General features: G+C 62.2%; 15 protein-coding genes. 12 read left to right on the top strand and 3 right to left on the bottom strand.

The genetic code is table 11. The features are described from left to right. Window positions 1–273, top strand: coding sequence for a hypothetical protein (locus Q0799_RS00285; RefSeq protein WP_298392997.1), 273 nt, complete (start codon window positions 1–3; stop codon window positions 271–273). A 3-nt stretch (window positions 274–276) separates the two neighbouring features. On the opposite strand, the gene Q0799_RS00290 is transcribed toward Q0799_RS00285, so the two are convergent. The 3 genes from Q0799_RS00290 to Q0799_RS00300 all read right to left on the bottom strand — a co-directional run bounded on the left by Q0799_RS00290 (window position 277) and on the right by Q0799_RS00300 (window position 1,513). Then, window positions 277–606, bottom strand: coding sequence for a CZB domain-containing protein (locus tag Q0799_RS00290; RefSeq protein ID WP_298392999.1), 330 nt, complete (start codon window positions 604–606; stop codon window positions 277–279). Between the two features lie 107 nt (window positions 607–713). Continuing rightward, window positions 714–884 (bottom strand): hypothetical protein, encoded by a 171-nt coding sequence (locus tag Q0799_RS00295; protein ID WP_298393001.1) that lies wholly within the window; start codon window positions 882–884, stop codon window positions 714–716. Between the two features lie 95 nt (window positions 885–979). Beyond that, window positions 980–1,513 (bottom strand): YkgJ family cysteine cluster protein, encoded by a 534-nt coding sequence (locus Q0799_RS00300; RefSeq protein WP_298393003.1) that lies wholly within the window; start codon window positions 1,511–1,513, stop codon window positions 980–982. Between the two features lie 155 nt (window positions 1,514–1,668). Here Q0799_RS00300 and Q0799_RS00305 point away from each other — a divergent pair, with 155 nt between their 5' ends. From Q0799_RS00305 to Q0799_RS00355, 11 genes are all read left to right on the top strand, one after another. Further along, window positions 1,669–1,881, top strand: a complete 213-nt coding sequence (locus Q0799_RS00305) for a hypothetical protein (RefSeq protein WP_298393005.1) — start codon at window positions 1,669–1,671, stop codon at window positions 1,879–1,881. A gap of 45 nt (window positions 1,882–1,926) precedes the next feature. Then, entirely contained in the window at window positions 1,927–2,307 is a 381-nt protein-coding gene (locus Q0799_RS00310; RefSeq protein WP_298393007.1) for a hypothetical protein, read from the top strand. A gap of 68 nt (window positions 2,308–2,375) precedes the next feature. Further along, a complete protein-coding gene (locus Q0799_RS00315) occupies window positions 2,376–2,759 on the top strand; it encodes a dihydroneopterin aldolase (protein ID WP_298393009.1) in 384 nt (127 codons plus the stop codon). After that, window positions 2,756–3,274, top strand: coding sequence for a dihydrofolate reductase (locus Q0799_RS00320; protein WP_298393011.1), 519 nt, complete (start codon window positions 2,756–2,758; stop codon window positions 3,272–3,274). The genes Q0799_RS00315 and Q0799_RS00320 overlap by 4 nt, the downstream gene beginning before the upstream one ends. A 61-nt stretch (window positions 3,275–3,335) precedes the next feature. Beyond that, window positions 3,336–5,441 (top strand): EAL domain-containing protein, encoded by a 2,106-nt coding sequence (locus Q0799_RS00325; protein WP_298393013.1) that lies wholly within the window; start codon window positions 3,336–3,338, stop codon window positions 5,439–5,441. A 93-nt stretch (window positions 5,442–5,534) separates the two neighbouring features. Continuing rightward, the gene (locus Q0799_RS00330; RefSeq protein WP_298393015.1) at window positions 5,535–6,212 is read left to right on the top strand and encodes a TetR family transcriptional regulator; all 678 of its coding nucleotides are present in this window, start codon (window positions 5,535–5,537) and stop codon (window positions 6,210–6,212) included. A gap of 37 nt (window positions 6,213–6,249) precedes the next feature. Beyond that, window positions 6,250–8,604 (top strand): acyl-CoA dehydrogenase, encoded by a 2,355-nt coding sequence (locus Q0799_RS00335; protein WP_298393017.1) that lies wholly within the window; start codon window positions 6,250–6,252, stop codon window positions 8,602–8,604. Beyond that, a complete protein-coding gene (locus Q0799_RS00340; RefSeq protein WP_298393549.1) occupies window positions 8,601–9,884 on the top strand; it encodes an acetyl-CoA C-acetyltransferase in 1,284 nt (427 codons plus the stop codon). The genes Q0799_RS00335 and Q0799_RS00340 overlap by 4 nt, the downstream gene beginning before the upstream one ends. Window positions 9,885–9,886: 2 nt before the next feature. Then, window positions 9,887–11,812: a 3-hydroxyacyl-CoA dehydrogenase NAD-binding domain-containing protein gene (locus Q0799_RS00345; protein WP_298393019.1), complete on the top strand. Its 1,926-nt coding sequence runs from the start codon at window positions 9,887–9,889 to the stop codon at window positions 11,810–11,812. Between the two features lie 149 nt (window positions 11,813–11,961). Next, complete coding sequence (locus tag Q0799_RS00350; protein WP_298393021.1) at window positions 11,962–14,007, top strand: DUF1302 domain-containing protein; 2,046 nt, start codon at window positions 11,962–11,964, stop codon at window positions 14,005–14,007. A 36-nt stretch (window positions 14,008–14,043) separates the two neighbouring features. After that, a complete protein-coding gene (locus Q0799_RS00355; RefSeq protein WP_298393023.1) occupies window positions 14,044–15,405 on the top strand; it encodes a DUF1329 domain-containing protein in 1,362 nt (453 codons plus the stop codon). The last annotated feature ends 18 nt before the right edge of the window (window positions 15,406–15,423 follow it).

A 15,423-nucleotide genomic window follows, 5' to 3' on the forward strand; every position in this document is an offset into this window, starting at 1 on the left:
ATGCTGCTGTTTCTGATCGGTGCCCTGCGGGCCATCGTCGAAATGCTCGGTCTGGCCTTGCTCGGCCTGGCGGCCATGAGCGTGCTGGCCGGTAGTCGACGCCACGACAATGCGATCTACCGCCTGTTTGAACTGCTGACCCGCGCGCCGCGCCGACTGGTCGCCGCGCTTCTGCCCGCATCGACCCCCGCCGTTGTCAGCGGTGTGTTGTGTTTCGTCCTGTTGTTCGTGATCTGGATAGGCTTGGCCTTGTGGCGCCTGACCCTGGTCTGACGATCAGGCCGGCAGTTGCTGGCGCAATTGGTCCAGTGCGGCGACCAGTTGGTGGGCAGTTTCGTTGAGTTCGGGCAACAGCAGGTCGGCCGAGTCACCGAGTCCGTTCTGGCTCAATTCGACAATTTCGTTGGCCAGATCGTGGAAACGCTGGTGGGTCTCGGTCAATGCCGCCGAAACGCCGGCCTGGTTGGCGAGCAGCCTGTCCAGCATGCAGCCGCGATGTTCCGATAGCGGCATGTCGGCATAGTTGCCGCCGGCAAAGGCATTGAGAAACTGGCGACGCCACGTGTTGTGCAGGCGAATGGCTTCATCGATGTCGATGCGCTTCATGAGTGCTTATCCCCGGTGTGAAATGGCCGCTGTCGGCGGTTCTGTTCTCTCAAGCCGCCATTATGCCGCAGGCGCCGCCCGACGCCACGACTCCGGGGAAAAAGCCTTTAGCGGCGATTCAGCCGGACATGGCTGCTGCGCCGCCAGCACGCCGGCCGGTTCAGTCCTGAGAGATCAGGGCCGCGCTGGCCGAAGATGGCGTGGGCAATCGCCAGTTTTCTCTGTTCTTCTTCGGAAATGCCGGCGATCAGGTCGAACCATTTCTGCAGTTGTTTCATGATTTAGCCCCTTTTGATGTACTGTATAGAAAATCAGTGTTCGTAGGTTACCGAACTACTGTTTTCTTGTACAGTATTTTTTTTGGGGGCTGCGCTCAGGTCGACCGCTTTGCCTTCTTCAACGATATCGTGATCAGGAAAGGAAATTCCGGGTCGGCAGACCAGGCTACACGGAAACCCTCGCCAAGCGCTTGTGCGATCCAGGCGGTCAATGCTTTGCGGTCGACGGCTTCGCAGCGCAGATCGGCGACGATCACGCCGCCGTCTTCGTATACGGGGAAGTCCGAACAGCCCGCCGGCTTGATTGGCTGCCCATAGACGCTGCACGATGCGGTCGCCTCGTTGAAAGCAGGGCAGGGCTTGCCGTGTGCGTAGTACAAGCCGTTGGCGGCACGGATTTCCTGGGGGCCTTGGCCGGTTGCCAGCCGTCGATCGAAGGTCGCGCGCGGCTCCTCGATCCGCCAGAAGGTGCGGACCTGCTTCCACTCGAGTTCGAGCACCAGCGGATCGAGACGGCAGCATGAGTTCGAGCATTGCGGGCAATGCGGGATCACAACACTGGCCTGGTAGGCGGCAGCTGCGTCGGCGAGTTTGTCGGCCAGACGACGGGGCGTGGTGCGTGGGGGCATTGGCGAGGAGCGGTTGCTGTTTGGGATCGGACGCACAGTGTACATGGCCGGGGCGTGTCTGTTGTCTTGTAAAGATGCCTGCGTCGGCTGTCCGGGCTGGAAGATTTCCGGAAATGGTGTAAAGTAAGGGTGCAATCCTCTATCAGGAGAAGATCATGGAAGTCGCATCTGTAGGCGCATCCGGTGCGTATGCCAACAACAGCATTCAGTCCGCACGTCCCCAGCCTGCTCAGGAGCAGCAACAGGTCGAGCGGCGCGAGCAGCAGGCACGTCCGGACCAGCAGGTTCAGCAAACTGAAGAAACGGCACGCCCGGTAATCAATGCCCAAGGGCAGGAGACGGGGCGTCTGGTCAATACGACCGCCTGACCATTTCCCGCCTGGCGCGGGTGATTTGTAAGTGAGGTAATTGCGATGATTCCGGGTGCGCAAGGCGCAAGTTCGGCGGCGTGGGGGCAGCTGCAGATGCAGCAGGCCCAGCGCAATGCCGAGCAGGCCGAACAGCGTGCGCGGGCCTTGCAGTCACAGGCCAGAAGTGCTCAGCAGGACGCGGAGCGCGCTCAGGAAAATGCGCGGCAACTGCAGACCAGTTCGGTGCAGGCGCGCAGCGATGCGGATAGCGCGCGACGCAATGTTTCCTCGCTGGAATCGCTGGGACAGGTGAATAACCAGCTCGGCGAGTTGCGCAACCAGATTTCGGCGGTGCTTGAACCGAGAGAACCGGTTGTGGCTGCGCCCGCCTATACCAATGCCGAAGGCCAGGCGACCGGTACCTTGATCAATACGGTGGCCTGAGTTCATCTGCTCAGGGTCTGTCAGGGCGCTTCGGCGCTTTTTTTTCGGGTTTTTTTCAGGAGTCTCTGGTGCTGGAAAATCATTGGTGTGCCTCGGTCGATGCGACGATACAGTTGCGTACCGGCTGCAATCCGCTTGAGAAGCATGGTCCGCAGGCCGTTGTGGTTCATGCCGACGCCTGGGCGCCGATGGATGCTATCGCGGATCCGCATGACATCGGCCAGGTGGTCGATTACGAGGTGATCTTCCTGGCGATCCGCCGCCTTGAGCAGAATGCGCATTGCGAATGCCTGGAGTCGAGCATCCTCGAAGTGATGGACGCCATATTCTCCATTTCGCCGGTCAGTTCGGCCTTCGTTTCGATGCACAAGCCTCACGTCTACAACGGGCAGGCGACGCCGGCCATTTCCCTGTCGATGACCCGGATGCAATGGCAGAAGATGCGCAAGTGATCGCCGCCATCGGTGCGGTGGCAGCCAACGGCGTGCTTGGCCTGGATAACTGGTTGCCCTGGGATATTCCCGAGGAACTGGCCTGGTTCGAGAAGCAGGTTGCCGGGGCGGCCCTGGTCATCGGCCGTCTGACTTACGAGTCGATGGATGTGGTGCCGCCGGATTCCTTTATCGTTTCGCGCAATGCCGATCTTGTCCTGCGTCCGGGCTGTCATCGGGTGGCTTCGGTGGAGGAGGGCTTGTGCCGGGCGCTGGCCACCGGCAAACCGGTCTTCGTGATCGGCGGCGCATCGGTCTATGCAGCAGCCTGGCCCTATTGCCGCTATTTTTACCTGACCCGCATCGAACGCGATTTCGCCGGCGATACGCGCTTTCCCGAGGAAATTCCCCTGGCCAGCTGGCAGTTGCGCAGCGAGCGTGTCGAGCATTACCGGGAACGGAAGAGCGGCACCGTCGTGGCTTGCCGTTTTCTTCAGTACGAGCAGGCCAGTCCGCGCGTACCGGATGCAGGCTGATTGATGTTTGCGCATTGTCTGAGCACAATGGCGGCAAATACAAGAAAAGGATGATGCATTGATGATCTGGCGCTGGCTTGTCGATCGCCTCACGCTCCCGGCAAAGCTGGCGGGCGAGTTGCAGCGCAGTCGTCAACAACTGCAGGAAATCCAGCGCCTGGCCGGAATCGGCAGTTGGGAACTCGATCTGGAGAAGAACGAATTATCCTGGTCGGACGAGCTTTACCGGATTTTCGAGATCGATCCGGCGCAGGGGCCGGCACATTACGAACATTTCCTGCAACTGGTCCACGAAGAAGACCGGGAACGTGTCGATCAAGCCTATCAGGCTGCGCTGGCCGCCCGACAGCCTTACGAGGTCGAGCACCGGATGGTGATGCCCGATGGCCGGGTCAAGCAGATCAGGGAGCGCGGCGAAACCTTCTACGACGAGGCGGGCAAGCCGTTGCGGTCCATCGGTACGGCGCAGGACATCACCGACATCCGCCTCCTGGAATCCCAGATGCAATTGCTGGGCAGCGCTTTTCACCACAGCGGTGAAGCAATCATGATCACCGATCACAATAACCGGATCCTGACGGTGAATGCGGCGTTCACCATGCTTACCGGTTACTCCCAGGAGGAGGTTGCCGGGCAGGACCCACGTATGCTGTCTGCCGGTCGTACCAGCCGGGAGGATTACAAGCGGATGTGGGCCGCGATCAAGGAAAAGAGCTTCTGGCAGGGCGAAATCTGGGATCGCCGCAAGGATGGCGGGGTGTATCCGAAATGGCTGTCGGTCTCGGTGATACGCGACGAGCAGGGCGACATCCGCTACCACATCGCGCATTTCACCGATGTGTCGACCGAGCGGGCGACCGAAGCCAAGATCCACTACATGGCGCATCACGACATGCTGACCGGGCTGAACAACCGTTTCAGCCTCAAGGACCGGCTGGAGCATGCGCTGGCCGTGGCGCGCCGCGAATCGGCGCGGGTGGCGCTGCTGTTCATCGATCTCGACCGCTTCAAGGTCATCAACGATACCCTTGGCCATCACGTCGGCGACGAGTTGCTCATCCATGTCAGCCGGCGCTTGCGTCAGTGCGTGCGCGAAAGCGATCTGGTCGCGCGCCTGGGGGGCGACGAGTTCGTCGTGATGCTGAGCGGCATCGAACATTCCTCATCGGTGGCGATGGTTGCCGAGAAGCTGGTGATGCGGGTCGGCGAGCCTTATCCGGTCGGGGCCCACACCTTGTACACCACGCCCAGTATCGGCATCGCCATCTACCCGATGGACGGCGAGGACGGCGAGACGCTGATGCGCAATGCCGACGCGGCGATGTATCACGCCAAATCGGCCGGGCGGAACAACTTCCAGTTCTTCGATGCCAAGATGAACGAGGCGGCAGTCGAGCGTCTGGGCATCGAGCATGCGCTGCGTCTGGCGCTGGGCCGGGATGAGTTCCGGCTGCACTTCCAGCCGATCATCGACCTGCGTACCGGCAAGGTTTCATGCGTCGAGGCGTTGATCCGCTGGCAGCACCCCGAGCGTGGTCTGCTGGCGCCGGGCATGTTCATCGGGGTTGCCGAGGAAACCGGCTTGATCCAGCCGATCGGCGACTGGGTCATCTGGGCGGCATGTCGCCAGTTGGCTGCCTTCCGCGAAGCCGGGCTGAGCGGAATCAAGATGGCGATCAACATCTCGGCGATCCAGATGCGCAACAGCGACCTGTCGGTGCTGGCGCGCGGGGTGATCGAGGCCTATTCGCTGCCGCCGGGCGATCTGGTTTTCGAGATCACCGAGTCGGTGGCGATGGAACACCCCGATGAAACGGTGCGCGTACTCGACCTGCTGCGCGACATGGGCGTCAGCCTGGCGCTGGACGATTTCGGTACGGGCTATTCGTCATTGAGTTACCTGCGCATGTTTGCCCTCGACAAGCTCAAACTGGACCGCTCCTTCGTCGAGGAAATCGGTCAGGATGTCGATGGCCAGGTGATTTGCGATGCCACCATCGGCCTCGCGCACAATCTCGGTCTGACGCTGGTCGCCGAAGGCGTTGAGACCGAGGCGCAACTCGACTACCTGCGCGCCCGCGGTTGCGATCTGGTGCAGGGCTACCTGTTCAGCAAGCCTTTGCCGGCGGAGCAGGTCATGGAATTCATCCGCCAGCGCAACGCCTGATTTCTTACCCGAGTTTTTCAGTCAACAAAGTGCTTGCCAATTGCCGCCGCTTTTTCTATGATTCAAACGAACGTATGAATTGTGGAGTCGTAGATGGCAGAAGCGCGCAACACCGATACCCGCGAACGCATCCTTGATGTCGCCGAGCGCCTGTTCATGGCGCATGGCTATGACGGTACCTCGATGCGCCAGATTACCGGCGAGGCCGGCGTCAATCTGGCCGCGGTCAATTACCACTTCGGTTCCAAGGAATCGCTGATCCAGGAAGTCTTCCGTCGTCGTCTCGACTGGTTGAACGAGGAGCGCATGCGCGTCCTCGATCGCCTGGAAGCCGAAGCGGGCGGTCAGCCGGTCAAGCCGTCGCTGATCGTCGATGCCTTTTTTGGCACGCTGCTGCGCATGGCCGAGGACGATGCGCGCGGCGGCATGACTTTCCTGCGTCTGCTCGGGCGGACGCTGACCGAGCCGTCGGAATTCATCCGTGCCTTCCTCGCCCACGAGTACAAGGAGGTCATGGACCGCTTCAAGGAAGCGCTGTTCCGGGCGCTGCCCGATGTGCCCAAGGCCGAGATCGTCTGGCGCTTCCATTTCATGCTCGGCGCCACCTCGTACGCCATCGCCGGGACCGACGCGCTGCGCCTGGTCACCGACTGGCAGATCGAGGAGGAAGACTCGGTAGACCGTCTCGACCGCCTGGTGCCGCGCCTGATGTCCTTCCTCATCGGCGGCCTGCGCGCGCCTCTGCCGCAATTCGATCAGTCCGGCCGCTAAGCCCGGATCCAAATAAGAAAATACCAAGGAGACATGCATGTTCGATAACACCATCCCTCTGCTCGGGGTACTTGCCCTGGTGGTTTTGGCCGGGCTGATCACGGTGCGGCCCCTACGCCGCGCCGTGATCACCCGGTCCATTTTTTCCGCCTACCGCAAGGTCCTCCCGCAGATGTCCGACACCGAGCGCGACGCGCTCGAAGCCGGCACCGTCTGGTGGGAGGGCGAGCTTTTCCAGGGCAAGCCCGACTGGCGGAAACTGCACGCCTACCCGGTGCCGAAACTGACCGCCGAGGAGCAATCCTTCCTCGACAAGGAATGCGAGGAAGCCTGCCGCCTGGTCGACGACTGGAAAGTCACCCACGAACTCTATGACCTGCCGAACGAAGCCTGGCGCTACATCAAGGATAAAGGCTTCCTCGGCATGATCATCCCGAAGAAGTACGGCGGCCTGGAGTTTTCCGCCTACGCCCATTCGCAGGTGGTGACCAAGCTGTCGACGCGCTCCTCCGCGCTGTCGGTGTCGGTGATGGTGCCGAACTCGCTCGGCCCGGCCGAATTGCTGCTGCATTACGGCACCGAGGAACAGAAGAACCACTATCTGCCGCGCCTGGCCAAGGGCATCGAAGTGCCGGCTTTCGCGCTGACCAGCCCGTGGGCCGGTTCCGATGCGGCATCGATCCCGGACTCCGGTGTCGTCTGCAAGGGCATCTATCAGGGCAAGGAAGTGCTCGGCATGCGCGTCTCCTGGGACAAGCGCTACATCACGCTGGCGCCGGTGTGCACGGTGTTCGGCCTGGCCTTCCACCTCTACGACCCGGACGGCCTGCTCGGCGACAAGAAGCATGTCGGCATCACCTGCGCACTGGTGCCCTACGATCATCCGGGGGTCGATACCGGTCGCCGCCACTTCCCGCTCAACGCCATGTTCATGAACGGGCCGACGCGCGGCAAGGAAGTCTTCATGCCGCTCGACTTCATCATCGGCGGCCCAAAGATGGCCGGGCAGGGCTGGCGCATGCTGATGGAGTGCCTGGCGGCCGGGCGTTCGATCTCGCTGCCGTCGTCGAACACCGGCATGGCGCAGATGACGGCGCGTGCCGTCGGCGGTTACGCCCGTGTCCGCTCGCAGTTCAAGATGGCGGTCGGCAAGTTCGAAGGTGTCGAGGAAGCGCTGACCCGCATCGGTGCCTACACCTACATGATGGACGCGGTGCGCAAGATGACGGCCGGCGCCGTCGATCTCGGCGAGAAGCCATCGGTGGTTTCGGCCATCGCCAAGTACCACGTCACCGAGCGCGCCCGCGTCGTCGTCAACGACGGCATGGACGTCATCGGCGGCAAGGGCATCTGCCTCGGCCCGTCGAATTTCCTCGGTCGCGCCTACCAGCAGATTCCGGTGGCGATCACCGTCGAAGGCGCCAACATCCTGACCCGTTCGCTGATCATCTTCGGTCAGGGCGCGATCCGCTGCCATCCTTACCTGCTGCCGGAAATGCGCGCCGCGCAGAACCCGGACGTCCGCCAGGGGCTGGTCGATTTCGACCGGGCGTTGTTCGGCCACATCGGCTTCACCGTGAAGAACGGCTGGCGCGCTTTCCGCCAGGGCCTGACCGGTTCGCACTTCGTCACGGTCAACACCGACGTGGCGCCGGAAATGAAGCGTTACTACCAGCAACTGACGCGCTTCTCGGCGGCTTTTGCCTTCCTCTCCGACGTCTCGCTGCTGGTCCTCGGCGGCAGCGTCAAGCGCCGCGAAAAGCTGTCGGCGCGCCTCGGTGACATCCTGGCGCAGATGTATCTGATTTCCTGCACGCTGAAGCGTTACGAGGCCGAAGGCCGCAAGAAGGAAGACGCGCCGCTCGCCCACTGGGCGATCTGGGACGCGATGTACAAGGCGCAGCAAGCCTTCGACGGCGTCATCGCCAACTTCCCGGTGCGCTTCATCGCCGCCGCCGTCAATCGCATCGTCTTCCCCTGGGGCCATCCCTATGTCGTGCCCTCCGACGAGGTCGGCCACCAGGTGGCGAAGGCGCTGATCGCGCCGTCGGCCACGCGTGACCGGCTGACCGCCGAGTGCTACCTGCCGTTGCAGGAAAACGAACCGGTTGGCGCCATCGAACTGGCCCTCAAGGCAACGCTGGAAGCCGAGCAGATCGAGGCCAAGATCCGCGCCGCCGAGAAGGATGGGCGCTTCGAGGGCAATCCGCAGGCCAACGTCCGCGACATCGCCATCGTCGCCTTCGAGGCCGGGGTCATCAACGCCGCCGAATACGAGGTGATGAAGCGGCGCAACCACCTGCGCGACATCGTCGTCCGTGTCGATGACTTCCCGTTCGACTACGGCGTGGCCACGGCCAACAAGCCGGCTGACGACCGGATGGCTGCCTGATGAAAACGATCTACGTGGTCGACGGCGCCCGCACGCCGTTCCTGAAAGCGCAGAAAGGGCCGGGGCCATTCGCCGCCTCCGACCTGGCGACGCAGGCCGGTCGTGCGCTGCTGCTGCGCCAGCCTTTCCTGCCATCCGATCTCGACGAGGTCATCCTCGGCTGCGCCGCACCGTCGCCGGACGAGACCAACATCGGCCGCATGGTCGCGCTGCGTCTCGGTTGCGGCAAGAAGGTGCCGGGCTGGACGGTGATGCGCAATTGCGCCTCCGGCATGCAGGCCATCGATTCGGCCATTGCCAACATCCAGTGCGGCCGTTCGCAACTGGTGCTGGCCGGTGGTGTCGATGCCCTGTCGCGGGCGCCGCTGCTCTATTCCGACACGATGGTGCGCTGGTTTGCCGGCATGATGGGCATGCGCACGATGGGCCAGAAACTGGGCCATTTCCTCAAGCTGCGGCCGGCCGCGCTGCTGACGCCGGTGATCGGCCTGATGAAGGGCCTGACCGACCCGGTGGTCGGCCTGCTGATGGGGCAGACCGCAGAAAACCTGGCCTGGAAGTTCGGCATCAGCCGCCAGCAGATGGACGAATTCGCCGTACGCAGCCACCAGCGCGCCATTGCCGCCCGTGCGGCCGGCCACCTCGGCGAGATCGTGCCGCTGGTCGATGGTAACGGCAAGGTCTATGCGGAGGACGATGGCGTGCGCGCCGATGCCACGCTGGCCGGGATGGCCAAGCCGAGCCCGTTCTTCGACAAGAAATACGGCAACATCACCGCCGCCAACAGCTCGCAGATCACCGACGGCGCTGCCTGGGTGCTGCTGGCGTCGGCAGAAGCGGTGGAAAAATGGGGGCTGCAGCCCATCGGCAAGCTCGTGGACAGCCAGTGGTCCGGGCTGGAACCGGAGCAGATGGGCCTCGGCCCGGTGCATGCCTCGACGCCGATCCTGCAGCGCCACGGCCTTCAGCTTTCCGACATCGATTACTGGGAACTCAACGAAGCCTTCGCCGCGCAGGTGCTCGGCTGCCAGGCGGCGTGGAAGGACGAGGCCTACTGCCGCGAGCAGCTCGGTCTCGACGGCGCCCTGGGCAGCATTCCCGAGGATCGGCTCAACGTTGATGGCGGCGCGGTTTCGATCGGCCATCCGGTCGGCGCTTCGGGTGCGCGCATCGTCCTGCACCTGCTGCATGTGCTGCGGCGTAACCAGGCAAAACGCGGTGTCGCGACCATCTGCATCGGCGGCGGTCTCGGCGGTGCCATGCTGGTGGAGGCCTGCTGATCATGAAACACTGGCAACTCAACAAGGAAGAATCCGGCATCGCCGTCGCCGTGCTCGATCGCGCCGGAGAAAGCACCAACGCGCTGTCGGCCGAAGTGATGGCCGAATTCGCGCAGATTCTCGACCAGCTCGACCTCTATCCGCCCAAGGGGCTGATCGTCCGGTCAGGCAAGGCGGCCGGTTTCATCGCCGGCGCCGACATCGGCGAATTCTCGCAACTTGATACGCCGGAAAAGGGCAGGGCGCTGGTCGCGCGCGGCTGGGAGCTGTTCAACCGGCTGGCGGCGGTCAAATATCCGACGCTGGCGCTGGTCCGCGGTCACTGCTTGGGCGGCGGCCTCGAACTGGCGCTGGCCTGCCGCTACATCCTGACCGTCGACGAACCGGGCACCAAGCTGGCGCTGCCGGAAGTCATGCTCGGCATCTTCCCCGGCTGGGGCGGCATGCTGCGTCTGCCGCAGCGGGTCGGTCCGGCGGCGGCGCTCGATCTGATGCTCACCGGCAAGTCGCTGGACGCCAAACGGGCGCGCAACCTGGGGCTGGCCGACGAATGCGTGCCGCCGCGCGTCATGGAAATGGCCGCGCACAAGCTGCTGCTGTCGAACCGTCCGCGCCGCCCGCTGCCTTTCGTGCAGAAGCTGCTGGCCGGCCCGCTGAAAGCGGTCGTCGCCAACGGCGCGCGCAAGCAGGTGGCGAAGAAGGCGCGTCCGGAGCACTATCCGGCGCCCTACGCGATCATCGACCTGTGGCAGAAGCACGACGGCAACGCGCTGGCGGCGCCGGCCGTCGTCGACCGCATCATCCAGTCACCGACGGCGAAGAACCTGCTGCGCGTCTTCCATCTGCAGGAACGCCTCAAGGGCTTCGGCAAGGACGGCGATTTCGTCGCGCAACACGTGCATGTCGTCGGTGCCGGTGTCATGGGCGGCGACATCGCCGCCTGGTGTGCCCTGCGCGGCCTGACGGTGACGCTCCAGGACCAGTCGGTCGAGCGCATCGCCCCGGCGATCAAGCGGGCGCATGCGCTGTTCAAGAAGAAGCTGCGCGATCCGCTGCGCGCCCGTGCCGCCTTCGACCGCCTGATTCCCGATCCGGCCGGCGCCGGTGCAGTCCGCGCCGACGTGGTCATCGAGGCGATTTTCGAGAACGTCGAGGCCAAGCACGCGCTGTTCCGCAGCCTCGAGCCGCGGATGAAGCCGGGCGCGGTGCTTGCCACCAACACCTCCAGCCTGCGCCTGGAAGACCTGCGCACGGCGCTGGTCCGGCCGGAGCGCCTGGTCGGCATCCACTTCTTCAATCCGGTGGCGATGATGCCGCTGGTCGAGGTGGTCGAGGCCGCTGGTGCCGATCCGGCGATGGTTCGTGCCGCCTGCGCCTTCGTCAAGCAGATCGACAAGCTGCCGCTGCCCGTGAAGAGCGCGCCCGGCTTCCTGGTCAATGCGGTGCTCGCGCCCTACATGCTGGCGGCGATGCGTGCGGTCGACGACGGCGTTTCCCCGGAAACGGTGGACGCAGCCATGCTCGCTTTCGGCATGCCGATGGGACCGATCGAACTGATCGATACGGTCGGCCTCGACATCGCCATGGCGGCCGGTCAGCAGCTGGCCGGCGGCGCCGAAACGCCCCGTTGCCTGCTGACCCGGGTCGAGCGCCAGCAACTGGGCAAGAAGTCCGGTCAGGGTTTCTACGCATGGAAGGATGGCAAACCGGTCAAGGCCGTTGCCGCCGCTGTGCCGCCGGGGTTGGCCGAAAAACTGGTCAAGCCACTGGTCGACCGTACGCAGGCGTTGGTTCGCGACGGCGTCATTGTCGATGCCGATCTGGCCGATGCGGGCGTAATATTCGGTACCGGGTTTGCACCTTTTACCGGTGGGCCAATCAAATTTTCGCTGGATTCGGGGACGTCATCCCGAAAGGAGTCCATGTAGTCAGCAGTGGGTAGCAAGCAGGGTGGTTTTAGCAGTGCGATGCCGGCAGAAGATCGGCACGTACGTTTCCGGAAGTCTGGAAATTGGTAGTCAAAACTCGTAGTGGACGTGATCGGTATCCCCGATCTGATAAACAGGAGGAGATTAGGATGAGACAAAAAACAGGAAGTTCGTGCTATCCGCGGTTCCGGCGTACCACGCTCGGCACCGCGGTGGCGATTGCCTTGGCGGCTGGTTCGACGTCGGTCATGGCTTTCGAGTTCCAGCATGGCGAACTGAGCGGCAGCTTCGATACCACGGTTTCGCTGGGCGCCTTGTGGCGCATGGAAAAGCCGGAAAGTTCGCTGATCAGCATCGCTAACGGTGGAACATCACGCGATCCCAATTCCGACGACGGCAACCTGCGCTACAAGCGGGGCGAGCTGGTGTCGACTGTGCTCAAGGCGACGCACGATCTTGAACTGAAATACCATAACTTCGGCGCCTTCGTCCGTGGTTCGTATTTCTACGACCCGACGATCCGCGGCAAGGATAGCCTGACGCGCGATGCGCGGGATATTCTTGGCTCCGATGCAGAGATTCTTGATGCCTATGTGCGCGGCAATTTCAAGGTTGGTGATCGCAACCTCAATCTGCGCCTGGGCAAGCAGGTGGTCAGCTGGGGTGAAAGCACCTTCATCCAGAACGGTATCAATGTCCTCAACCCGATCAACGTTAGCCGCCTGCGGGCACCCGGTTCGGAACTGAAGGAAGGCTTCATCCCCACGACGATGGCCTACGCCTCGCAGGAATTGACCGACAATCTTTCGGTCGAGGTGGCGCTACTGACCGAGTGGAAGAAGACCAAGATCGATCCAGCCGGCTCCTTCTTCAGTACCAATGATTTCGTCTCGGAGGGCGGCAATATTGCCTATACCGGTTTCGGTCGCCGCAATGACGGAAATCAGGCAGCAGGTGTTTTCCCGGTCAATGGCAATGCACGCCTCTGGGCTCCTCGTTCGAAGGATAGGGATGCGAGCGACGATGGTCAGTACGGGATTGCTTTCCGTTACTTTGTGCCAGAATTAAACAACACGGAATTTGGTTTTTTTCATGCCAACTATCATAGTCGGACCCCGTTTGTGTCTGGATATCGGGGAGGCATAAGCGCAGCAGGAACTATTTCCAATAATATCGGGGCTTTTGAACAAGGGGTCCTTACGGCTGCGGGTGTTCCGCTAGTTGCTGCCGGTAATCCAGCTTGTACAGCGTTGAATATTCCGACGTTCGGAGGATTGCATACGGCGGGCAATATTGGCGCGTTGATGGGGCAAGGACTAACCCTTGAACAAGCCACCAACCTGTCGGCTCTGAATGCAACCAATGCTGCTTGTGCAGCCGCAGCTGGTCGGGCAGGAACCTATTTTGTTGAATACCCGGAAGATATCAAGCTGTTTGGCTTGAGTTTCAATACCGCTCTGCCAAACGGTATCGCCCTCCAGGGAGAGTATTCCTACCGCCCCAACCAGCCATTGCAACTTCCGTCGGCTGAGTTGCTGGGAGCGGCGCTGGGTATCGGCAATCAGCTAACCAGTACTGATCCGGTGCAAGCTGCAAGTGTTGCATTTGGTACGGAGATCAAGGGTTATCGTCGCGTCAAGATGCATCAGGTTCAAGTGACCGGTACCAAGGCCTTTGGTCCGACATTTGGTGCTGAGCAACTGGTTGTAGTCGGTGAAGTTGGCTACACCCGCTTGGAATTGCCCTCCAACATCAAATTTGCTGCATCTGGATGTCATCTTCCGCAGGTGGGCTCGTCGGCGAGCAGCGCTTTCAATTCTAACTCAAGCGGTTGTTTTGCCACGGAAAACTCCTGGGGTTATCGTCTGGTTGGTCGTCTTGACTATCCGAATGCCATCGGCGCAGTCACGGTTTCCCCGCGACTGGCTTTCTCGCATGACGTAGATGGTCGCAGCCCAACTTTCAATGAAGGTGCCAAGGCGCTGACGCTAGGTTTCGGCTTCAATTATCGCCAGAACTGGCAAGCGGATATTGCATATACCGCGTTCTTTGGCGGCAAGAAAATCTCCGGGACCGATACACCAAATGCAGCATCCGGAGCCTTGCCGGCTGGACAGGCAGCGACCTATTCCAGCCACACCAACCCCATGGTTGACCGCGATTTCCTGTCGATCAGCCTGAGCTACTCGTTCTGATCTGCACCAACGACAAGACACCAGGAGACATAGAACATGAAAAGAACCCTATCCATGCTGAGCACCGCGCTCGTTCTGGCTTTTGCCGGGACGGCCGTGCACGCCCAGGTATCGGCAGCCGATGCCGCCAAGCTGGGCAAGAGCCTGACGCCGATGGGCGCCGAGGCAGCGGCTAATGCGGCGGGCACGATCCCGGCCTGGACCGGCGGCCTGACCAAGCCGGTCGCCGGTCATGTGCCGGGCGGCCACTATCCCGATCCGTTCGCAGCGGACAAGCCCTTGTTCACCATCGATGCCAGCAACGCCGACAAGTACAAGGCACAGCTGACGCCGGGCCAGATCGCGATGCTCAAGAAGTATCCGACCTGGAAGATGAACGTCTACCCGACGCAGCGCAGCGCGACCTTCCCGAAGGCCAATCTGGACGACACGATGGCCAACGCCACCCGCGCCAAACTGGTCAGCGGCGGTGCCGGCGTGACCGGGACCACCGGCGGTGTTCCCTTCCCGATTCCCAAGGATGGCCTGGAAGCGATCTGGAACACGGTCATGCGCTACAAGGGCGATACCTATGCGATGAACTGGAGCCAGGCGGCGGTGACGCGCGATGGCGCCTATACGCCGGTGCGCTTCGAGTACGAGTATGACTTTTCCTACGGCAACCTGACCAAGCCGGAAAAGGATCGCGAGCCGAACAAGCTGGTGAACTTCCTGCAGACGGTGACGGCACCGGCCCGCCTGGCCGGCCAGATCCTGCTGGTGCACGAAACGGTGGACCAGTTGAAGGAGCCGCGTACCGCGTGGACCTACAATCCGGGCCAGCGTCGTGTCCGTCTGGCGCCGAACGTCGCCTACGACAATCCGGGCACGGCCGCCGACGGTCTGCGCACCAACGACGATTTCGGCATGTTCAACGGCGCCACCGACCGCTACAACTGGAAGCTGGTCGGCAAGCAGGAGCTGTTCGTTCCGTACAACTCCTACAAGCTGTCCGGCAACCAGGTGAAGATGGCCGACGTCCTGCGTCCGGGCCACATCAACCCGGATCATGCACGTTATGAGCTGCACCGCGTCTGGGTGGTCGAGGCGACCTTGAAGGAAGGCACCAGCCACATCTACAAGAAGCGCACCTTCTATATCGATGAAGACAGCTGGATGATCATGGTCTCCGACAAGTACGACGCACGCGGCGAGTTGTGGCGTGTTTCGGAACAGCATGCGATCAACTTCTACGACGTGCCGATGTTCTACGGCACCATCGAAGTGCACCATGACCTGCAGTCCGGTCGTTACCTGGCGATGGGCTTGCGCAACGACGAACCCAAGGTCTGGGAAAAGACCAAGCGCAGCGCGGCGGACTTCACGCCGGCCGGCCTGCGTGGCATCGGAACGCGCTAAGCGCTGACCGGCCTGGGC

The sequence above is a fragment of the uncultured Azonexus sp. genome, assembly GCF_937982035.1.
GTDB lineage: Bacteria > Pseudomonadota > Gammaproteobacteria > Burkholderiales > Rhodocyclaceae > Azonexus.